The following is a 21443-nucleotide window of genomic DNA, read 5'->3' on the forward strand; positions in this document are numbered from 1 at the left end:
AAGGAATATGAATCGGATTTTCGGGCACCTGGCGTTTTGGCTGGTCTTACTTATTTCCTCGGTGTGCATGACACACTGCGCCAACATTGTGCCTCCCATGGGCGGGCCCAAGGACACCTTGCCTCCCGTGGTGCTGCGCGCCACGCCCGCAGACTCTACCCTGGGGTTCAACACTCATAAGGTGACCTTCCTTTTTGACGAATATGTGCAGCTGGACAACGTGAATGAAAAGCTGGTGGTATCGCCCACACTGAAGCGACCGCCCCAGGTCACTGCCAAGCTGCATTCCGTGACCATGGTCATCAAGGACACACTGCAGCCCAATACCACTTACACCTTCAACTTTGCAGATGCCATCAAGGACGTGAACGAGCGCAATTCCGTGCAGGAATTTGTATACGTGGTGTCTACCGGCAACTACCTGGACTCCCTCCAGCTCAGCGGGCATATTATTAACGCGGAAATAGGGCGGGTAGACAGTAACGCAGCCGTGATGCTGTACCGCAAGCTGGACGACGACTCCGTGGTGACCAAGGAAAAACCGGTGTACTACACCAAATCCCGCGGTGATGGCAGCTTCCGGTTCAAAAACCTGGCGCCCGGCACCTACAAGCTCTTTGCCCTCAAAGAAGAGAATAAAGACCTGCAATACGATGATCCTTCAGAGCTTATTGCCTTCCCGGACAGCCTGATCACCATCAACCGTAACCTGGCGGATGTGAACCTGCTCACCTTTGCAGAAACAGATACCTCCCTGATCAAAAAGCCGGTGGACAGCACGCTGCTGCCGGAAGAAAACAACAAAAAGGAAAAGGATAAAAAGAAGAAGCCCCGCCTGATCATGGGCGTGAACCTGGATGGTGGCAAGCAGGAACTTACAGACTCCATGCACCTCACCTTTAACTTCCCCATCCGCTCTATAGACACTACGCGCATGGAGCTGGATGAAGACACTACCCTGGACCCGGTGAATTTCACCACCACTTTTGACTCCACCCACACCCGCCTGAACATAGGCTACAAATGGAGATCCGGCCTGCCCTACCGCCTGGTGGTACTGCCCGGCTTTGTTGTAGACACCAATAACAACAGCCTGAAAAAGGCGGACACGGTAAACTTTGTGGCCAAACGCACCCAGGACTACGGCGAAGTATTCCTGCACCTGGTCCTGAGCGACAGTATGCGCGCAGCCGCTGCCAACGAACCGGTAGATTATGTAGTGCAGCTGGTGAGGGACAAGGGCATCCGGTACTCCGGCAAGATCAGCAGCAACGGCACGTGGATCCAGCACCTGGTGCAGCCCGGTGATTACGAGATCCGCATCCTGCTGGACCGGAATGGTAATGGCAAGTGGGACCGCGGTGTGTACTACGGCACACCCAAAAAACAACCCGAGCGGGTGGTCACCTTCCCTGAAATACAGCATATTAAGGCAAACTGGCTGGTGAAGCCGGAGTTGAGATTGTAAGAAATAGGTCTCAGGTATCTATTGCGCTAAAGAAATATTAACTGCCAGATAACTAAGGCCCATGTATTTACAAATGCATGGGCCTTCTGCTGTAACCTGGGCAGGCCGCTTCGCACCTCCAGGGAAGTACCTGGGGCTTAGGACCTGATACAACCATTAAATCCCTCCAATCAAGTATCTTTGCACCCTATGATTTTCTCATCTGCGCTGATTGAAACTGCGGTTAATGAATTTGCCCGCCTGCCCGGCATTGGGAAGAAGACGGCGCTCAGGCTGGTGCTCCATTTGCTGAAGCAGGAGCCCGCCCAGGTGCAGCAGTTCAGCGACGCCATGGCCCGCATGCGGGAGCAGATAAAATTCTGCAGGCATTGCCACAATGTATCTGACGATGAAGTGTGCACTATCTGTGCCAGCCACACCCGCAATGATGGCCTGGTGTGTGTGGTGGAAAGCATCCGCGATGTAATGGCTATTGAAAACACCCAGCAGTACAACGGGAAGTACCACGTACTGGGCGGTATCATCTCCCCCATTGATGGCGTGGGCCCGGACCAGCTCAATATCCACAGCCTGGTGGAGCGGGTGCGGGAAAAAAGCATCGGGGAAGTGATCATGGCGCTCAGCCCCACCATTGAGGGCGATACCACGATCTACTACCTTTCCAAAAAACTAAAGGACCTTCCTGTAAAAGTAACCACCATCGCCCGCGGCATTGCCTTTGGCGGTGAGCTGGAATATGCGGATGAAATGACCCTTGCCAGGTCTATCTTTAACCGGCTGCCATTGGAGAATTACGTGCAGCAGAAGTAAAATTTCCGATACCAGGGAAATCACAACTTTCAACTTCAATTTACAAGATATAACAAGGTCCGGCTCCCGGGATGCATACCCGGGAGCCGGACCTTTTGCTGTATGTTAGTTTAGGAACCGGGCCCGGAGCCGGCATTATCCCGGTTCCCAGGAACCAGGCGTTGGCACCCTTAAACCCTGCTTGGTATTGGAAATTGTCACCTGAAAATTACCCTCCGGCTTCAAATCAGCGCAAAAAAAATACGGGTGCTCGACAACACCCGTTTGTTTTCAACCTGTAATTCCACGTTATGAAAATATATTGACCCAGGAGGCCCGGTCTATTTACTTTGTTTGTTGCTACACAATGGTAGCCCGCCCTGCGCATGGCGCTGCTTCTCCCACTGGGCCCGCTCTATTTTATTCAGGAAACATACTTTAAATACTTCCGGCGTGTGTTGCTCAATGGCTACTGCCTGTAAGCCGTACTGCGCCAGATGCTGCTCCAGGCTTTGGAAATCCTTTGAGATAGTCATGGCTTATGATTTTGTTGTAATGATAAAAAACCGGGAAACCGGGTTAGGCCCAACAACAGCGGGACCGTGCATGACAATTATGCATCGGGGTGGTGGCACGCATAGTGGAGAAGAAACGCTGGTCCATGTTGGTAATGCTGTTGGTTTGATTACCCTACAAAAGTAGTAGACTTTTATAAAACTCCAAAAAAAATTTTAGCGCTGCCGCCAAAAGTGGCCGGGGCACTTATTTGTGGAGAAGACAAAGGGGTTTGTTATCTTTGCATAGCTCGTCTGGCAGTGGATTTGTTTATTGTTCGGCTGCCAGGCATTTATTCATCGTAACTAATAAACGCCTCTCTCATGAAATCATTAGCCGACTGCGCCCGGGAGCGCATCCTGATCATTGATGGCGCCATGGGCACCATGATCCAACGTTACCAGCTCGAAGAAGCCGACTACCACGGCGAACGTTTTGCCAACCACCCCAGCGACCTCAAAGGAAATAACGACCTGCTCAGCATCACCAAACCAGCAGTGATCTCCGCCATCCACGAGGAATACCTGGCAGCGGGGGCAGACATTATCGAGACCAATACCTTCAGCAGTACCTCCATTGCCCAGGCAGACTATGACCTGCAGGCACTGGCCTATGAGCTGAACGTGGCCTCTGCCCGCCTGGCCAAGGCCGCGGCCGAAAAATTCACCGCGCAGAACCCTGAAAAGCCCCGCTTTGTAGCCGGCGCCATCGGGCCTATGAACAAAACACTCTCCCTCTCCCCGGATGTGAACGATCCCGGCTTCCGCTCCGTCTCCTTTGACGAGGTGGCCAATGCTTACTACGAGCAGATCTCCGGCCTGGTAGACGGTGGTGCAGACATCCTGCTCATTGAGACCATCTTTGATACCCTGAATTGTAAAGCGGCCATCTTTGCCGTTAAAAAATATTTCCGGGATACGGGTAAAAAAGAATTGCCCATCATGATCTCCGGCACCATCACAGACGCCTCCGGCCGCACCCTCAGCGGGCAAACGCTGGAAGCCTTTTACATCTCCGTAATGCACGCCCGGCCATTCTCCGTGGGCCTCAACTGCGCCCTGGGTGGTGAGCAGATGCGCCCCTACGTGGAAGAACTGAGCCGCATTGCCAGCTGCTATGTGAGCTGCTATCCGAACGCCGGCCTGCCAAACGCATTTGGCGGCTATGATGAGGAACCGGAAGACACCGCCCACATCATAGAGGACTTTGCACGCTCCGGCTTTGTAAATATTGTGGGAGGCTGCTGCGGTACCACACCGGATCACATCCGCCATATGGCAGAACACGTGAAAACGATTGCCGCCCGCCCGCTGCCACAACTGGTGGACACCCTGGTATAGCCAACTTTTTTACTGATCGCACATCCCTCCGAGTTATAAATGAGTACTGATCTGAATGCAATTACTGCAGATACTGCAAATGTGATCCGCCCCTACCTCCGCCTGAGCGGCCTGGAACCCCTGGTGGTGCGCCCCGAGACCAATTTTATCAACGTGGGTGAACGCACCAACGTAACCGGCTCCAAGAAATTTGCCCGCCTCGTGCGTGAAGGTCAATATGAGGAAGCGCTCTCCGTAGCCCGCCAGCAGGTGGAAAACGGCGCGCAGATCCTGGACGTGAACATGGACGACGCCCTCCTGGACGGGCAGCAGGCCATGACCACTTTCCTCAACCTACTGGCCGCAGAACCGGACATCTCCAAGATCCCGGTGATGATAGATTCCAGTAAGTTCAGCATCATTGAGGCCGGCCTCAAATGCCTGCAGGGCAAGTGCGTGGTGAACTCCATTTCCCTCAAGGAAGGCGAAGCCAAATTCATAGAACAGGCCTTTATCTGCAAGGCATTTGGAGCCGCCGTGGTCGTGATGGCGTTTGACGAGAACGGCCAGGCCGATACACTGGAAAAACGTGTTTCCTTCTGCCACCGTGCCTACAAGATCCTGGTAGACCAGGTAGGCTACGACCCGCAGGATATCATCTTTGACCCCAACATCTTCGCGATTGCCACCGGCATTGAAGAGCACAATAACTACGCAGTAGAATTCATAGAAGCCTGCCGCCAGATCAAGGCCCTGATGCCCCTGGTTAAAATAAGCGGTGGTGTTAGTAATATTTCCTTCTCCTTCCGCGGTAACGACGTAGTGCGCGAGGCCATGCACAGCGTGTTCCTCTACCACGCCATCCGCGCCGGCATGGACATGGGCATTGTAAACGCCGGTATGCTGCAGATCTATGACGATATAGAACCGGAACTGCGCGAGCTTTGTGAAGACGCCATCCTGAACCGCCGCCAGGACGCTACTGAACGGCTGATCAACTTCGCCGAAACCGTAAAGGCCAAGGGCAAGGTGGTGGAAAAAGACGAGCGCTGGCGCCAGGGCACCGTGCAGGAGCGTCTCAGCCATGCACTGGTGAATGGCATTACCGATTACATTGAAGCAGATACGGAAGAAGCCCGCCAGCAATATCCACGCCCGCTGGACGTGATCGAAGGCCCCCTGATGGACGGCATGAACATCGTGGGCGACCTGTTTGGCAGCGGCAAAATGTTCCTGCCCCAGGTAGTGAAAAGCGCCCGCGTGATGAAGAAATCCGTAGCCGTGCTCACGCCCTACATTGAAGAAGAAAAACGCCTGAACGTGGAGAAGAACGGCGGCGAAATAAAATCTGCCGGCAAGATCCTCCTGGCCACAGTGAAAGGTGATGTGCACGACATTGGGAAGAACATTGTAGGCGTGGTACTGGGTTGCAACGGGTACGATATCATAGACCTGGGCGTCATGGTGCCCGCAGAAAAAATATTACAGGCCGCCCGCGAAGAGAAAGTAGATATCATAGGCCTCAGTGGCCTCATCACCCCCAGCCTGGATGAGATGGTGCACGTGGCCCGTGAGCTGAAACGCCAGCAGTTTGATGTGCCCCTGCTCATTGGCGGCGCTACCACCAGCCGCACCCACACTGCGGTAAAAATAGCACCGGAATACCTGCACGGTGTAGTGCACGTACTGGATGCATCGCGGAGTGTAACCGTGACCGGTAGCCTGCTGAACAAAGCACTCAAAAAGAACTTCCTCACCGAAGTACAGGGAGAATACCAGAAGCTGAACGAAGCCTTCAAAAATAAAAAGCAGGTAAAGCAATACCTGCCCTTTGCAGTAGCCCAGCAAAACCCCGCTGCGGTGGACTGGAACACCTTTAAACCGGTGCGGCCCACCTTTACCGGCATTAAGAAGTTTGAGCACTACCCGCTGGAAGAAATTGTGCCTTATATCGACTGGAATCCTTTCTTCATTTCCTGGGAGCTGCATGGTAAATTCCCGCAGATCCTGAAGGATGAAATTGTAGGCAAGGAAGCCACCCGTTTATACGATGATGCACGCGCCCTGCTGGACCGTATTGTAAAGGAAAAATGGCTGCAGGCCAATGCAGTAATAGGTTTCTGGCCGGCCAATACCACGGCGCCGGATACCATTACCGTAACGCCGGAACAACCGGGCACCGCACCGGTGAACCTGGAGCATGTGCGCCAGCAGATCAAGAAAGCGCCGGGCCAGCCTAACATGTCACTCGCTGATTTCATTGCTCCCCAGGCTACCGGGAAGCAGGACTACATTGGCGGCTTTGCGGTAACAGCCGGCATTGGCATTGAAAAGTGGATAGCGCAGTTCAAGGAAGAACATGATGACTATAACAGCATTATGCTGAAAGCCCTGGCAGACCGCCTGGCGGAAGCCTTTACGGAGCTGATGCACGAGCGCGTGCGCAAAGAGTTCTGGGGCTATGCCACAGAAGAGCATCTTACCAATGACCAGTTGATAGACGAGGCTTACAGTGGCATACGCCCGGCCCCTGGCTATCCCGCCTGCCCGGAACATACAGAGAAGTTCAAACTGTTTGACCTGCTGGATGCTACGGGCAATACCGGCATTACCCTTACAGAGTCACTGGCCATGTACCCCGCGGCCAGCGTAAGCGGCTGGTATTTTGCCAACCCCGCTTCGCGTTATTTTGGTATCGGTAAAATTGAAAAAGACCAGGTGGAAGACTACGCCCGCCGCAAAGGCTGGACCGTGGAAGAAGCAGAAAAATGGCTGCGCCCCATCCTGGAATACGACATGTAATCAAACCAGCGCATGAGGATCATATCATACAATGTGAATGGCGTAAGATCCGCCATGACCAAGGGTTTTACCGATTGGTTAAAAACAGATCCCGCAGACATCATCTGTGTGCAGGAGACAAAGGCCCATAAAGACAACGTAGACTTTGCGCAGTTTGAAGCACTGGGTTACGAGCACTACTGGCACTCTGCCTCCAAGAAAGGTTATAGCGGCGTGGCCGTGCTCACCAAAATAAAGCCGGATAACGTGTTCTATGGCACCGGCCATGCCCAGAGCGATCTTGAAGGCCGGGTGATCCGCCTGGACTTTGGTGACATCACCCTTATCAACGCCTATTTCCCCTCCGGCACCACCGGGGAAGAGCGCCAGACGTACAAATACCAATGGCTGGACGAGTTTCATGGTTTCCTGCTGGAACTGGCGGAAACCCGCCCCAACCTGGTAGTATGCGGTGACTATAATATTGTGCATAAACCCATCGATATTCATGATCCCGTGGGCAATAAGAAATCATCCGGTTTCCTGCCGGAAGAACGGGCCTGGATGGATAAGTTCTTCGCCAGCGGTTTTGTGGATACTTTCCGCCACTTTAACCAGGACCCGCACCAGTATACCTGGTGGACGTTCAGGGCCGGTGCAAGGGGTAATAACAAAGGCTGGCGTATTGATTACATTAACGTAACCACGCCCATGCTGGAGAAACTTTCCGACGCCCATATTATGCCGGATATCAAGCATTCAGACCACTGCCCGGTGTTCCTGGAGCTGGATGTATAATTACTGAAACGTACCTTTGAACATGATCATTTTCAATATCACTACGAAAGTATCGCCCATTATAGAAGGGGCCTGGCTTACCTGGATAAAACAGGACTACCTGCCGGCCATTATACAAACAGGCCTGTTTCACGACTACCGCGTGTGCAGGCTGCTGGAGCAGGACGACAGTGATGGATCCACCTACGTGGTGCAGTGTTTCGCTGACACCGTGGAAAACTACCAGACCTTTCAGCAAGAGCATGCTGCCGCCTTCCTGAAGCGGGCTTTTGACCGCTTTGGCGACCAGTTTGTAAGCTTCCGCACCGTGATGCAAGTGGTATAAAAATAACCTCACTGATAAGATATTAACCGCTCAAAGGCTCGTAAACGCTAAGTCTACGGGCCTTTTTACGTAGGTATACCACCTTCTGGTTTTAAACTTATCCACAGGTAATCCACCGCCCCTAAAGGGTTTGAAGGTTTGGTATAATACTTGGTACATGGCAGCATTATAGATAGAAAGCGTTGTAAACCAGCCACCAGTGCGCTTTTACGGACTTGATATGTTGTATGATATACGTGCCGGTCAAACATCCCATCGGCTGTAACCGTTACCTGTAGGCCCTTTCAGCCGATAAAAAAACTTTTACAAAGGGCTTAAATAATTTGGTAATCTGATAAAACACTTTATATTTGCTCACATCAAACATTTTTCACTAGTTAAATCTTACTAACTATGAACAAAGCCGAATTAATCGACAAGCTGGCTAAAGATGCCGGTATCACTAAGACTCAGGCTAACGAAGCCCTGGATTCTTTCACCAAAGCTGTTGCTGACAGCCTGAAAAAAGGTGGTAAAGTAACCCTGGTAGGTTTCGGTACTTTCTCTGTAACCAAACGTGCTGCACGTAACGGTAGAAACCCTCAGACTGGCCAGATCATCAAGATCAAAGCTAAGAAAGTGGCTAAGTTTAAAGCCGGTAAAGCTTTGTCCGATAAGCTCTAACCAGTTCAAACAACTCATTCAAGCAAGGTGCGGTCTCCGTTCCTTGCTTTTTGTTTTTATACCGGTTGTAGTACCGGCCGCGTGCGGTATGGTGGAATATTCTGATTTAATCGTTATTTTGCAGCCGGAAAGCCGCGCTTGCGGCCAATCTCATTAACAACAACAAATAAATTCTATCATGGGTAGAGGTGACGTAAAAACCAAAAAAGGTAAGATCTTCAAAGGATCTTTCGGCAAATCCAGACCGGCTAAAGTAAACAAGAACACTGCTGCCGCCGCTAAAACTGCTGCCGGTAAATAACCGTTCCAAAGACATTAAAGGCCCTCCGATGCACTTCGGAGGGCCTTTTCTATTGTGGGAGCAATCTATCGGTTTGATCAGGGAGCCAATCTTGCCACGTTCCAGCTCCCTCCGTCCTGCGTGTACAGGATGCGGTCGTGCAGGCGGTTACTGCGGCCCTGCCAGAACTCTACGGCCGTGGGCTTCACCACATAGCCTCCCCAGTAAGCGGGGCGCTGGGGGGCCTCCAGCACGTATCTTTCCGCCAGCATTTGTACCTGTTCTTCCAGCAGTTTCCGGTCTGCCAGCACGCGGCTCTGGGGCGATGCAATGGCGCCTATACGGCTGCCCAGCGGACGGCTGTTGTAATAACCATCACTGACGGCGGCGCTGGTCTTTGACACCACACCTTCAATGCGCACCTGGCGTTCCAGTTCCTGCCAAAAAAATAACAGGGTCACGTAAGGATTATCCGCCAGTTCCTGGCCTTTGCGGCTTTCGTAGTTGGTGAAGAACACGAAGCCATCCGCATCAAAACTTTTCAGCAGCACGATGCGGGCAGATGGTTTGCCTTCTTTGCTGGCGGTGGCCAGGGTCATGGCGTTGGGCTCTGCAATATCGCTGTGGGTGGCCTGCTGCCACCATTTTTCAAATTGTGCAATGGGATCTGCGGCTACTTCTTTCTCGTCCAGGGAAGATTGTTTGTAGTCTTTACGCAGGTCTGCTATCTGTTGATTGAACATGACTGTCAGGGGGAATTGTTGATGCGTCAAAGGTAAGTGTGTTAACAGAAAAAAACCACATGGCCATGCATGACTTAATCAATGACATGTGCAAACATCTGCCGGCAAGCAGCCTGCTGTAGCGCACTCCAGGGTATGAGCAATATCATTGCATGCCATAAAAAAAGGGCACTCATTATGGAGTGCCCTTCAAAAAATATCCGTTACAACTTAGCCTTGTACCAGGGTGCCTACGGGCTTGCCCATGATCACCTGCATCAGGTTGCCTACCTTGTTCATGTCAAACACGATGATGGGCAGTTTGTTTTCCTGGCAGAGTGTAAAGGCGGTCATGTCCATTACGTTCAGTGATTTCTGGTAGACTTCGGAGAAGGTGATGGTTTCAAAGCGGGTGGCGGCGGGATCTTTCTCAGGATCGGCAGTGTAGATGCCATCTACCCGGGTGCCTTTGAGGATCACGTCTGCCTGGATCTCGATAGCGCGCAGGGAAGCGGCGGTATCGGTGGTAAAGTAGGGATTGCCGGTACCGGCGCCGAAGATCACCACGCGGCCTTTTTCCAGGTGGCGGATGGCGCGGCGGCGGATGTAAGGCTCTGCGATCTGTTCCATCTTGATGGCAGACTGCAGGCGGGTGTACAGGCCAGCTTTTTCAAGGCCGCTCTGCAGGGCCATCCCGTTGATCACGGTGGCCAGCATGCCCATATAGTCGCCATGTGCGCGTTCAATGCCTGTCTCGGCTTCATTCATACCGCGGTAAATATTGCCCCCGCCTATCACGATGGCCACCTGGATACCCAGGTCTGTGATGGCTTTCACTTCTTGTGCGTACTGGGTAATTACCTTGTGATCAATTCCATAACTGTTTTCACCCATCAGGGCCTCGCCGCTCAGTTTGAGCAGGATTCGCTTATACTTTGGCAACATGCTGCTTAGAAAGGTTGTAAAAAGATGATTTGCAATGCTATTCCCGTATCCGAATATAAGCATTCTGTTGTAACCTGCGCCAGCTTTGGCGGCAGGGCGTAAAAAAAAGGAGAGAATTTTTGTTCCCTCCTTTTTTTATTAAAAGTTTGATTAGCCCAGTGCTACGCGTTTGAAGGCAGTTACCTTCAGGTCAGCGTTCACAGATTTCAGGTAATCTCCTACTGATTTGCCGGCGGCGTCCTTTACGTAAGCCTGGCCCATCAGGGTATTTTCTTTGAAGAATTTGTTCACTTTACCGATAGCGATCTTTTCTGCCATGTCGCCGGTTTTGCCTTCCGCTTTTACCTGCTCGATAGCGATCTCTTTTTCGCGGGCAATGGTTTCAGGTGCTACGGAATCCGCGTCGATTGCAACGGGGTTCATAGCAGCGATCTGCATCGCGATGCCTTTACCTACTTCTTCTTCTACGGCAGTAGTGAAGCCCACCAGCACACCCATGCGGTAGTTACCGTGGATGTAGGCAGTAACACCGGCAGCGTCAATTCTTTCAAATTTGCTGAGGGTGATCTTCTCACCGATCTTGGCTACCTGGTCGTTGATCTTGTCAGCAACGGTAGCACCTTCCAGTGATGCAGCATTCAGTTCTTCCACGGTCTTCACGCCGCTGGCCAGGGCCAGGTCAACGATAGACTGGGCGAATTTTATGAAGTCTTCGTTCTTTGCAACGAAGTCGGTTTCGCAACCCAGCGCTACGATCACGCCAGACTTAGCGTCTGCAGTGGTCTTGGCGATGATAACACCTTCTTTGGTTTCACGGTCGGAGCGCAGTGCAGCTACTTTCTGACCTTTCTTGCGCAGGTAGTCTACTGCTTTTTCGAAATCGCCGTCACTTTCTACCAGTGCTTTTCTACAGTCCATCATGCCGGCACCAGTTTGCTGGCGCAGCTTGTTTACATCAGATGCTGTAATTGTTGCCATGAGCTATATAGATTTTAAAAGTTTCTTAAATAGATGCTTGTGTATAATGTGGTTAATGGTTAACCGCAATCACCGCACCGGCAGGCAAGATACTGCCACCAGGCCGACGATTACAATTAACCATTAACGATTCACAAAAACTTAACGGCTGCCGCCACCAGGACCGCGACCGGGACCACCGGGACCACGACCGGGACCACCAGGGCCACGACCACCGCCACCAGTACCGGACGGACGACGCTGGCCACCAGCGCCACCGGAACGGCCGGCGCCACCGCCAGGACCACGACCGGGGCCACCAGGACCACGACCAGGACCGCCAGGACCACGGCCACCAGCGCCACCGGCCTGACCACGACCACCACCACGGCGGTTGCGGTCACGTTCTTCACCACCTTCTACGTCGAAGGAAGCTGCGGTTTCGTCTGTATCTTCTTCTTCCGCTACGTCGTCAGTTTTTTCTACCGCTCTTTCGGACAGGCCTTCAGCGATAGCGGCTGCGATGTAGTTTACGATGATTGCGATAGATTTAGTTGCGTCGTCGTTCGCAGGAATTGCGAAATCAACTTTCGTAGGATCGGAGTTGGTGTCCACCATACCGAAGGTAGCGATACCCAGGCGTTTGGCTTCCAGCAGCGCGATGTGCTCGTGCGCGATGTCTACGATAAAGAGCGCTGACGGCACACGGGCCAGCTGGGCGATACCACCCAGTACCTTTTCCATTTTCTCCTTGTCGCGGGTCAGGGTCAGGCGTTCTTTCTTGGTTACGTTTTCGAAGGTACCGTCGTTCAGCATTTTTTCGATGCTCTGCATCTTCTTAACGCTCTTACGGATGGTGGCAAAGTTGGTCAGCATACCACCTAACCATCTTTCTGTAACATAAGGCATGTTTACGCGGCGGGCCACTTCGCTAACGATTTCCTTAGCTTGTTTTTTGGTGGCTACGAACATGATCTTCTTACCGCTCTTGGCGATGGACTTCAGGGCTGCTGCTGCATCCTGCAGACCTTCTACGGTCTTGTTCAGATCGATGATATGAATACCTTTCTTTTCTGCGAAAATGTAAGGCAGCATTTTAGGATTCCACTTTTTCTTCAGGTGACCAAAGTGTACACCTGCTTCCAGAAGCTGCTGCTGTAATGAAGTATTTTCCATGATAACTTATACTCAATTAAAGGATTATGAATGCTAAAGCCAGGGTAGGTATTAGCGTTTAGAGAACTGGAAGCTTCTTCTTGCTTTACGTTTACCCGGTTTCTTACGTTCAACACCACGGGAATCACGCGTCATCAGGCCCAGGGCTTTCAGTGCAGGACGGAACTCGGGGTTCACTTCGCACAGTGCGCGGGCGATACCCAGCTTGATCGCTTCTGCCTGGCCCTTGATACCACCACCGTTTGCATTCACCTTCACGTCGAACTTGTCAACGCCGTCGATGGTTTTGAGGGGCAGTTCTACCTGGTTCTGCAGGTATACCAGGGGAAAATATACTTTATAATCCTTGTCGTTTACCGTAATAGCACCGGTGCCTTTGCTGATGTATACGCGGGCAACTGCTTCTTTACGACGACCTACTGTGTTCTTTTGCTTTTCCATTTATTAAAGAAAAATTAGAAAGTTAAGGGAGAAGGTTTCTGTGCAGTGTGCGGATGCTCAGCACCAGCGTACACAAACAGTTTTTTGTACATCGCACGGCCCAGGCGGTTCTTCGGCAGCATACCTTTTACAGCGCGCTCGATCACCACTTCCGGACGGCGGTTCAGCAGGTCCTTAGCGATCTCTTTCTTCTGACCGCCGGGGTAGCCGGTGAAGGTCAGGTATTCTTTGTCAGCCAGCTTGTTACCGGTGAATTTCACCTTATCGGCGTTGATCACAATGATATAATCACCGCAATCAGTGTGGGGAGTATAGTAAGGCTTGTTCTTACCTCTGAGGATGGCGGCGATTTTCGCGCACATTCTGCCCACCGTCTGGTTCGTAGCATCTACGACGTGCCATTCCCGCTTTACATAAGCGTCGTTGGCAGATTTGGTTTTGAAACTTAAAGTGTTCATTTTGGAAACGATAAAGTTTTTACGTCTGTAAAATTCCTTCCTGTTTTCAGGGAGGGCAAAGGTATGCCGGGATATTTGAATAACCATGGGTTTACCCTACTTTTTTACAAAGCACCTCTGTAAGACATTGGTTTTCAATAAAAAATTTGACAAATAGTTATAAACATCCTTGCAGGGATTGAAAACCAGGCACTTACAGGGGCTGCCGGTTTTAGCGGGACGCCATGCGCAAGGCAACGCCGCCCCAGCCTCCTGCGAACCACCTCCCTAACGGAACAGTTGGCATCATATAAATACCCCCCATAATAAAGAGGCCCACCCCGGAAGGCAGGCCTCATATATATAATAAGTATTATCTCTTAATTGCGCCGGCTGTTGCCCAGGTAGATCAGGATGTACTGCACCAGGATGGCCACGGAAGACAGGGCCGCTACCACGTAGGTCATGGCCGCCCACCACAGGGCATCCTTCGCCATATCGTGCTCTTCTTTATAAGTAATGCCGGCACCATCCAGCCAGGCCAGGCCACGGCGGGAGGCATCAAATTCTACGGGCAGGGTAACCAGGGAGAACAGTGTGGTCACGGCAAACAGCACGATACCTGCCAGCAACAGCTGGGGAAAAGCACGGATCATCAACACACCGCCCATCAGTACCCAGGGCACGATGGTATTGGAAAACTGCACCGCGGGCACCAGCTTGGAACGCAGCTGCAGCCAGGCATAGCCGGCGGCGTGCTGCACGGCGTGGCCGCACTCATGGGCAGCTACCGCAGCGGCCGCTACGTTCACGCCTTCGTAAACGTCGGGGCTCAGGTTCACGGTTTTATCAGCAGGATTGTAGTGATCGGACAGGAAGCCGTTCACACTCACCACTTTAACATCATAAATGCCATTGTCGCGCAGCATTTTCTCCGCCACTTCGCGGCCGGACAGGCCGGACGACAGGCGTATCTCGCTGTATTTCCGAAAGCGGCTCTTGAGGAGGCCGCTTACGATCATACTGATCACGATAAAGATCAGGGAGATAAACATAACACCAGGAGTAACCATACGATATAGTAGGATTTAAATTAATACTGTAATATTAACGCAATCTGTACAAATTAGCATCCAACCCTCCAAAAAGCGGAGGATTTAGGCTTTTGTTAAGAAAACCCCGTCATTTTTTCCATAAGTTCGATAAAACGCTGCCCGCAAAAAATTTAACACTGCCTTTTTGACAAATTAAACCTGAAAAACTGACAAAAAGGCTATTTTGTCAGCCCGGAAAATGCCGCTAACTGCTCAAAAATACCCCCTCGGAGACCCGGTTCTGGCACCTCGGAATCAGCTTTTTATGAGTGATTATTGCGTGTAATATTGTAGGGGCCCGTCTGCCGAAACGGCGGCTGGACGGGCTTCTATACGAATTTAAATTGGATTTAAAGTTATTCACAGCGATCAAATAAACTTTTTTATTCTGAACCCATTTTGTAATTTAGACGTGAATTTAATGGGTTAGTAAGTAGAAAGAGCCAACGGAATCTTCCGTTTGGCTCTTTTATTTTTAAAGACCCTTTTTTACCCCACTTTTTATGTTTTTAATGCCCTTATCGATCGTTTTTTAACCTTTTATTTTCATAAAACACGTTCACATTTTTCCAGGCGCGTTACAATCACCTGTTATCTGCTATCTCATTTTTCATACTTCTACTTTGACTTACCTTTATGCGATATGAGTAAAATCAAGACGGCATTTTTTTGCCAGCATTGTGGTTATGAAGCAGCCAAGTGGACCGGTAAGTGCCCGAGCTGCGGACAATGGAATACACTGGTAGAAGAAAAAGTGGTAAAAAAGGATCTTCCACTGCGCCAGCAGGAGTGGAAAACAGATACCGCCAAAGTACATAAAACGGTGCACCTGGATGCCGTGGATGCATCCGAAGAAAAGCGCTGGATCTCGCCCGACGCAGAATTGAACCGCGTGCTGGGAGGCGGCATAGTGGCGGGTTCCATCGTACTGGTAGGTGGAGAGCCGGGCATTGGCAAGTCTACCCTTTTCCTGCAGAATGCCCTGCTCATGACGGACCTCAAAACGCTTTATATCAGTGGTGAAGAAAGTGAATCGCAGATAAAGATGCGGGCCAACCGTCTCAACATCAAAAATGACCAGTTTTACCTGCTCACGGAAACCTATACACAGACCATTTTTGAAGAAATAAAGCAGTTGCAGCCAGACCTGGTGATCGTAGATTCCATCCAAACCCTGCAATCCCCTTTTATTGAAGCAGCACCCGGCACCGTGTCACAGATCCGTGAAACGGCGGCAGAGATGCAACGCTTTGCCAAGGAAAGCAATACACCGGTATTTCTCATTGGCCACGTTACAAAAGATGGCGCTATTGCCGGCCCCAAAATACTGGAACATATGGTAGATACCGTGCTGCAATTTGAGGGCGACCAACACTATGCCTACCGCATCCTGCGTACTATCAAAAACCGCTTTGGCAGCACTTCTGAGCTGGGCATCTATGAAATGACAGGGGCCGGTTTGCGCCAGGTGACCAACCCATCAGAGATACTCATGTCCCAGCGCGACGAGATGCTGAGCGGTGTGGCCATCGGCGCCACACTGGAAGGCATGCGGCCCATGCTGGTGGAAGTACAGGCACTGGTCACCCATTCCGTTTACGGGACCCCGCAAAGAACAGCTACCGGCTTTGACCTGCGCCGCCTGCAGATCTTGCTGGCCGTGCTGGAAAAACGGGGCGGCTTTCATTTTGGTGTAAAGGATGTCTTCCTCAACATCACCGGCGGTATCCGCATTGAAGATCCCTCCATAGACCTGGCCGTACTTTGTGCACTGCTTTCTTCCTTTGAAGACCAGGTGTTGCCACACAAGATCTGTTTTGCCGGGGAAGTAGGCCTGAGCGGGGAGATCCGCGCGGTGAACCGCATTGAACAACGCATTGCCGAGGCAGAAAAGCTGGGCTTTGAAAAAATATTCATTTCCCGCTACCACCAGAAAGGCGTTGACTTCAACAAGTTCAACATACAGGTGGTAACGGTGGGCCGCGTGGAAGAAGTGTATGAACAACTATTCCACTAAGCCCTGTATCCTGCTGTAAAACCAACGCAACCCATTTTGTTGCGCACATGTCCATTACCCGTTTCCTGTCCCCGCTGGGACAATTATTTTACCCGCACAACTGTGATACCTGCGGCGCGGAACTAACGCCCACAGAGGAGATCCTGTGCATGCGCTGCCTGTACAAACTGCCGCTCACCCACTACCACCTGGTGGAGGAAAATCCCGTGCAGCGTATCTTCCGGGGACGTACGCCCATCCGGCATGCCTTGTCTGCTTATTATTATGAAAGTGGATCGCCGGTGCAGCAACTGGTGCACCTTTTCAAATACCTGGGGCGCCGGGATATAGCTGGTTTCCTGGGAAGACGCATGGGCCGGTTGTTGCTGGAAAGCCCCTGGTGGCAAGAAGTACAGGCCGTGGTGCCGGTGCCCCTCTTTGCCGGAAAGCTGAAACAGCGGGGTTACAACCAGGCAGCGTTACTGGCGGAAGGCATTGCGGAAATGCTGCAGGTAGAGGTGCTGACAAACGTGTTGCAAAGAGAGCGCGCCGGTGTGTCCCAAACGCGCAAAGGCCGGCTGGACCGGTGGCAGCAGCTGCAAAATATGTTCTCCCTGCGGGATGGGCAGGCACTGGGGCAGCGGCATGTGCTACTGGTGGATGATGTGATCACCACCGGTGCTACCACGGAGGCCTGTGCATCCCTGTTGCTGCAGGTACCGGGCGCGGAAGTGAGCATTTGCAGCCTGGCGGTGGCGGATCATTAAGCAACGTGTGCATTGGCCGAAGGCCCAGCCCCTGCTATCTAAAAATATAGTGGCCCGCCGTGGCAAATTGTGGCCAGTGGTAGCGGCTTTTTTCAATTATGGCGGATCTTTGTGGCCAGGCAACCCTGCCCGCTCTTTTTCCGTATCTTAACCAGGTAATGCGTAATTATTAACCACATTTATAAATCTCATTTTATGTTTCGTCTTCTTCTTATGCTCTCCAGCTTTATGCTCTTTGCCGCCGGCGCCGGCAGCATTTATGATTTTAAAGTAGATGGTATTGATGGCAATAAGATCAACCTGGCCGACTACAAGGGCAAAAAGATCATGATCGTGAACACCGCCTCCCTGTGCGGTAACACGCCCCAGTACGCCGCCCTGGAAAAACTGTACAATAAATACGCTGATAAAATGGTGATCATCGGCTTCCCAGCCAATAACTTTGGCCAGCAGGAACCGGGCTCCAACCAGGAGATCAAAACCTTCTGCACGAAGCAATATGCTGTTACCTTCCCCATGGCGGCCAAGATCTCCGTGAAAGGGGACGATATTGCCCCGCTGTACAAATGGCTGTACGACCAGAGCGTGGCCAAACACATGGAGCCCGCTGCGGTAACCTGGAACTTCCAGAAATACCTGATCAATGAACAGGGTGAATTACAGGCCGTTTTTGCCCCCAAAACCCTCCCGGACGACCCGGCAGTGATTGCTGCTATCGAGAAATAAAGCTTGCCAAAATATACTGCTACCGGCGCCTTTGTGAAGGCGCCGGTTTTTTTAGGTGTAATGCGTAATTTGCGTCCATGCTTTTTTCCGACATCATAGGCCAGGAAGCCACCAAGCAGCAACTGCTGCAGTCCGTGCAGCAAAACCGGCTCAGTCATGCCATAATCCTGCTGGGGCCAGAAGGCAGCGGCGGGCTGCCGCTGGCACTGGCCTTTTCCCAATACATTACCTGCGAGAACAAACAGGCCCACGATGCATGCGGGGTATGCGCCTCCTGCATAAAAGCCGGCAAGTACATCCACCCCGACATTCATTTCTCCTACCCCGTAGTGCCCCGCAAACCGGGCGATAAGCCCATCAGTACGGATTACGTGGCGGAGTGGCGCCAGTTCATAGACGTACATCCTTACGGCAATGCATATGACTGGCTGCAATTCATCGGGGCGGAAAACAAGCAGGGCAACATCACGGCCATGGAGTGTAATGACATCATTCACAAACTGGCCCTCAAAAGCTTTGAAAGCGAGTACAAAGTGCTGGTCATGTGGATGCCTGAGTACCTGGGCAACGAAGGCAACCGCCTGCTGAAGCTCATTGAAGAGCCACCGGCCAATACCCTTTTTATCCTGGTAGCAGAAAACCAGGAAGCCATCCTGGCCACCATCCTGTCGCGCGTGCACCTTATTAAAGTGAACCCACTCACCAAGGCAGACATGGTAAATGCCCTGGTAACCCGGGCCAAGGCACCGGAGCAGAAGGCACAGCAGATTGCCACCATTGCATCCGGCAACTACCGGGAAGCCCTGCACCTGCTGCAACATGCGGAAGATGATTATTATGAGCTGCTGCGCAACTGGCTCAATTTCATCTTCACCGGCAACCGCGTGGGCCTGCAGGGCTGGGTAGAGCACATTGCCAGCCCGAAGATGGGACGGGAGAACCAGAAGCAATTCCTGCGTTACTTCATTAACCTGCTGGAGCATTCCCTGCGCCTGCAGTATATGGACAAAAGCCAGCTGGCCTTCTCTGATGAAGAAAAAGACTTTGCAGGCAAGATCCAGAAACTGGCCAACCTGGAGCAACTGGAGCAGATAGCCACGGAGCTGGACAATGCCAGCTACCACATTGAGCGCAATGCTAACGCCAAGATCCTTTTTCACGCGTTATCCATCCGCCTGCAACACATTTTCCGCAAAAAGCCTTTACCAGTTTTGTAAGCCGAAGACCGCTTCCCGTGTTATATTCCCTTATCTTTGTCCACATCCCTCGTTTTGGTGTTCTGCCCGGAATACCATAAATTGAGGGATTAGACTGGATTTTTGTTATTTGTAAAATTTAAAATTGACTCATATGTCTTGTGCCGGATGTGGTACGGGTGGAGATGGAAAACCAAAAGGATGCAAGAGCAATGGAGGTTGTAGCACAGGAGGATGTAACAGGCTGAACGTGTTTGACTGGTTAGCCGATATCCCTCTCAGTGATAGTTTAGCACCATTTGATATTATAGAAGTAAGTTTCAACAACGGTAGCCGCAAAGACTTTTACCGCAACGTAACGCGCCAGCTTTTTGAAAAAGGAGAGATGGTAACGGTGGAAGGTGTGAGCGGATTCGATGTAGGCATGGTAAGTCTTACCGGCGAGCTGGTAAAACTGCAAATGAAAAAGCGTCGTGCAGAAGATACCCCTGAAGTAAAGAAGGTACTGCGCCGCTCCTCTACAGAAGACATGCACCGGATGGAAGAAAACAAGCGCCGGGAAAGAGAAGCCCTGGTGCGCAGCCGTGCCCTGGCCCGCAGCCTGGGTTTGGAAATGAAACTTACAGAAGTGGAAATGCAGGCTGATGGCCGCAAAGCCACTTTCTTTTATACCGCAGATGACCGTGTAGACTTTCGCGAGCTGATCAAGATCTTTGCCGCAGAATTTAAGGTGAAGGTGGAAATGCGCCAGATCGGTGCCCGGCAGGAAGCCGGTAAAGTAGGCGGCATAGGCAGTTGCGGCCGCGAACTTTGCTGCTCCACCTGGCTCACTGATTTCAAGAGCGTGAACACCACCGCTGCCCGTTATCAAAACCTTTCTATTAACCAGGCGAAGCTCAGTGGCCAGTGCGGCCGCCTGAAATGCTGCCTGAACTACGAACTGGATACTTACCTGGACGCCCTCAAAGATTTCCCGGAAGACGCTGACACCATTGAAACGGCCAGCGGCACCGCATCTTTACAGAAGCGCGATATTTTCAAGAACCTGATGTGGTACTCCTACTCCAACAGCAACAAGCTGTACCCGCTGACCATTCAACGGGTGAAGGAGATCCGCCAGATGAACCGCCAGGGCCAGAAGCCGGATGAGCTGAAGGCAGTGGAAGTTGTGACTGGCAAGGGTGCGAAAGAAGCAGACCTGGGCTTTGTGGACGTGGTAGGCCAGATCAGCCTGCGCTCCCTGGAAAAGAATGCCCAGAAACGCAAACAGAAAGACCGCGACAAGCAAGCCCGCCAGCAATCACAAAAAGGCGGTGGCCAGCAGCCCCAGGGCGGCGGCAACCGTGGTGAAGGCAACAAGGACAAGCAACGCCAGCGCGGTGATAAAGAAAAACAGAACGAAGGCCGTGAACCACGCGAAGACCGCGAACTGCGCGGTGAACAGCGTGAGCAACGCGAAGGCCGTGAGCGTGGTGAAGGCCGCAACAATAATCAACCCCGTGGGGACCGTGGTGGTAACAACCAGCCCCGTGGCGAACGTCCACAACAGCAACGACCGGCCAGGGGAGAGCAGAAGCCAAAGGGAGAAAGACCGCCCCAGCAACAAGGTGGCGATAACCCGGAGGGCGCACCGCAACAAGGCCAGGGAGGCGGCAAGCACCGTGACCGTGGCCCGCGCCACCGCCCGAAACAACCGCAGCAATCCCAGCAGCAGCCTAAAAAGGATGCATAATACTTGGACGTGTCAATGACCGGGGCAAGGATCTTTTCCGGGAATTGACTGATGGAAAGGACCGGTAATCTCCCGCCAGGAGTTGATGGAAAATACCTTGTTTCTAATTACCAGGAATAACATGTAATACCCTATTTATATTTGAATGCGAAGGCGCCTCCTGAGAAGGGGGCGCCTTTTGTTTGTAGCAGTAGTATAGCGGGGAATGTTGAGGTGATGGTCGCCGCCAGGCGGCTGGTCTTACCTATGAAGCCCGCTGCGCCATGTGAGTGGCCA

At 51.9% G+C, this 21443-nt stretch carries 21 protein-coding genes; 13 read left to right on the forward strand and 8 right to left on the reverse strand.

What is annotated here, in order from left to right:
• The first annotated feature begins 7 nt into the window (after positions 1-7).
• Both DCC81_RS01990 and recR read left to right on the forward strand, forming a co-directional pair.
• A complete protein-coding gene (locus DCC81_RS01990; RefSeq protein ID WP_165806401.1) occupies positions 8-1468 on the forward strand; it encodes an Ig-like domain-containing protein in 1461 nt (486 codons plus the stop codon).
• A gap of 189 nt (positions 1469-1657) precedes the next feature.
• The gene (gene recR, locus DCC81_RS01995; protein ID WP_108684918.1) at positions 1658-2278 is read left to right on the forward strand and encodes a recombination mediator RecR; all 621 of its coding nucleotides are present in this window, start codon (positions 1658-1660) and stop codon (positions 2276-2278) included.
• A 320-nt stretch (positions 2279-2598) separates the two neighbouring features.
• On the opposite strand, the gene DCC81_RS02000 is transcribed toward recR, so the two are convergent.
• Positions 2599-2793, reverse strand: a complete 195-nt coding sequence (locus tag DCC81_RS02000; RefSeq protein WP_108684919.1) for a hypothetical protein — start codon at positions 2791-2793, stop codon at positions 2599-2601.
• 342 nt (positions 2794-3135) lie between these two features.
• Here DCC81_RS02000 and DCC81_RS02005 point away from each other — a divergent pair, with 342 nt between their 5' ends.
• The 6 genes from DCC81_RS02005 (at position 3136) to DCC81_RS02030 (ending at position 8999) form a co-directional block, all read left to right on the forward strand.
• On the forward strand, positions 3136-4152 hold the full coding sequence (locus DCC81_RS02005) for a homocysteine S-methyltransferase family protein (protein ID WP_108684920.1): 1017 nt from the start codon (positions 3136-3138) through the stop codon (positions 4150-4152).
• A 39-nt stretch (positions 4153-4191) separates the two neighbouring features.
• Entirely contained in the window at positions 4192-6933 is a 2742-nt protein-coding gene (gene metH, locus DCC81_RS02010) for a methionine synthase (protein ID WP_108684921.1), read from the forward strand.
• A 12-nt stretch (positions 6934-6945) separates the two neighbouring features.
• Positions 6946-7710, forward strand: coding sequence for an exodeoxyribonuclease III (locus tag DCC81_RS02015; protein ID WP_108684922.1), 765 nt, complete (start codon positions 6946-6948; stop codon positions 7708-7710).
• Between the two features lie 22 nt (positions 7711-7732).
• The gene (locus DCC81_RS02020) at positions 7733-8035 is read left to right on the forward strand and encodes a DUF4286 family protein (RefSeq protein ID WP_108684923.1); all 303 of its coding nucleotides are present in this window, start codon (positions 7733-7735) and stop codon (positions 8033-8035) included.
• 393 nt (positions 8036-8428) lie between these two features.
• On the forward strand, positions 8429-8698 hold the full coding sequence (locus DCC81_RS02025) for an HU family DNA-binding protein (RefSeq protein WP_108684924.1): 270 nt from the start codon (positions 8429-8431) through the stop codon (positions 8696-8698).
• Positions 8699-8876: 178 nt separating this feature from the next.
• A complete protein-coding gene (locus DCC81_RS02030; RefSeq protein ID WP_108684925.1) occupies positions 8877-8999 on the forward strand; it encodes a 30S ribosomal protein THX in 123 nt (40 codons plus the stop codon).
• Between the two features lie 77 nt (positions 9000-9076).
• On the opposite strand, the gene pdxH is transcribed toward DCC81_RS02030, so the two are convergent.
• The 7 genes from pdxH to DCC81_RS02065 form a co-directional block, all read right to left on the reverse strand.
• Positions 9077-9721 (reverse strand): pyridoxamine 5'-phosphate oxidase, encoded by a 645-nt coding sequence (gene pdxH / locus DCC81_RS02035; protein WP_108684926.1) that lies wholly within the window; start codon positions 9719-9721, stop codon positions 9077-9079.
• Positions 9722-9931: 210 nt separating this feature from the next.
• A complete protein-coding gene (gene pyrH, locus DCC81_RS02040; protein WP_108684927.1) occupies positions 9932-10645 on the reverse strand; it encodes a UMP kinase in 714 nt (237 codons plus the stop codon).
• Positions 10646-10795: 150 nt separating this feature from the next.
• Entirely contained in the window at positions 10796-11623 is an 828-nt protein-coding gene (gene tsf / locus DCC81_RS02045) for a translation elongation factor Ts (RefSeq protein ID WP_108684928.1), read from the reverse strand.
• Positions 11624-11764: 141 nt separating this feature from the next.
• On the reverse strand, positions 11765-12778 hold the full coding sequence (gene rpsB / locus DCC81_RS02050; RefSeq protein WP_108684929.1) for a 30S ribosomal protein S2: 1014 nt from the start codon (positions 12776-12778) through the stop codon (positions 11765-11767).
• Positions 12779-12829: 51 nt separating this feature from the next.
• A complete protein-coding gene (gene rpsI, locus DCC81_RS02055; RefSeq protein ID WP_108684930.1) occupies positions 12830-13219 on the reverse strand; it encodes a 30S ribosomal protein S9 in 390 nt (129 codons plus the stop codon).
• 14 nt (positions 13220-13233) lie between these two features.
• Positions 13234-13677: a 50S ribosomal protein L13 gene (gene rplM / locus DCC81_RS02060; RefSeq protein ID WP_108686437.1), complete on the reverse strand. Its 444-nt coding sequence runs from the start codon at positions 13675-13677 to the stop codon at positions 13234-13236.
• Between the two features lie 359 nt (positions 13678-14036).
• Positions 14037-14711 carry a zinc metallopeptidase gene (locus DCC81_RS02065; protein ID WP_108684931.1) on the reverse strand — a complete coding sequence of 225 codons (675 nt, stop codon included), beginning with the start codon at positions 14709-14711 and terminating at the stop codon, positions 14037-14039.
• Positions 14712-15393: 682 nt separating this feature from the next.
• Here DCC81_RS02065 and radA point away from each other — a divergent pair.
• The 5 genes from radA to ricT all read left to right on the forward strand — a co-directional run bounded on the left by radA (position 15394) and on the right by ricT (position 21167).
• A complete protein-coding gene (gene radA / locus DCC81_RS02070) occupies positions 15394-16767 on the forward strand; it encodes a DNA repair protein RadA (RefSeq protein ID WP_108684932.1) in 1374 nt (457 codons plus the stop codon).
• Positions 16768-16814: 47 nt separating this feature from the next.
• On the forward strand, positions 16815-17513 hold the full coding sequence (locus DCC81_RS02075; RefSeq protein WP_108684933.1) for a ComF family protein: 699 nt from the start codon (positions 16815-16817) through the stop codon (positions 17511-17513).
• 195 nt (positions 17514-17708) lie between these two features.
• On the forward strand, positions 17709-18239 hold the full coding sequence (locus tag DCC81_RS02080) for a glutathione peroxidase (RefSeq protein WP_108684934.1): 531 nt from the start codon (positions 17709-17711) through the stop codon (positions 18237-18239).
• A 77-nt stretch (positions 18240-18316) separates the two neighbouring features.
• The gene (locus DCC81_RS02085) at positions 18317-19456 is read left to right on the forward strand and encodes a DNA polymerase III subunit (protein ID WP_108684935.1); all 1140 of its coding nucleotides are present in this window, start codon (positions 18317-18319) and stop codon (positions 19454-19456) included.
• A 229-nt stretch (positions 19457-19685) separates the two neighbouring features.
• Positions 19686-21167 (forward strand): regulatory iron-sulfur-containing complex subunit RicT, encoded by a 1482-nt coding sequence (ricT, locus tag DCC81_RS02090; RefSeq protein WP_240612871.1) that lies wholly within the window; start codon positions 19686-19688, stop codon positions 21165-21167.
• Positions 21168-21443: the final 276 nt, after the last annotated feature.

Source organism: Chitinophaga parva (genome assembly GCF_003071345.1).
Taxonomy (GTDB): domain Bacteria; phylum Bacteroidota; class Bacteroidia; order Chitinophagales; family Chitinophagaceae; genus Chitinophaga; species Chitinophaga parva.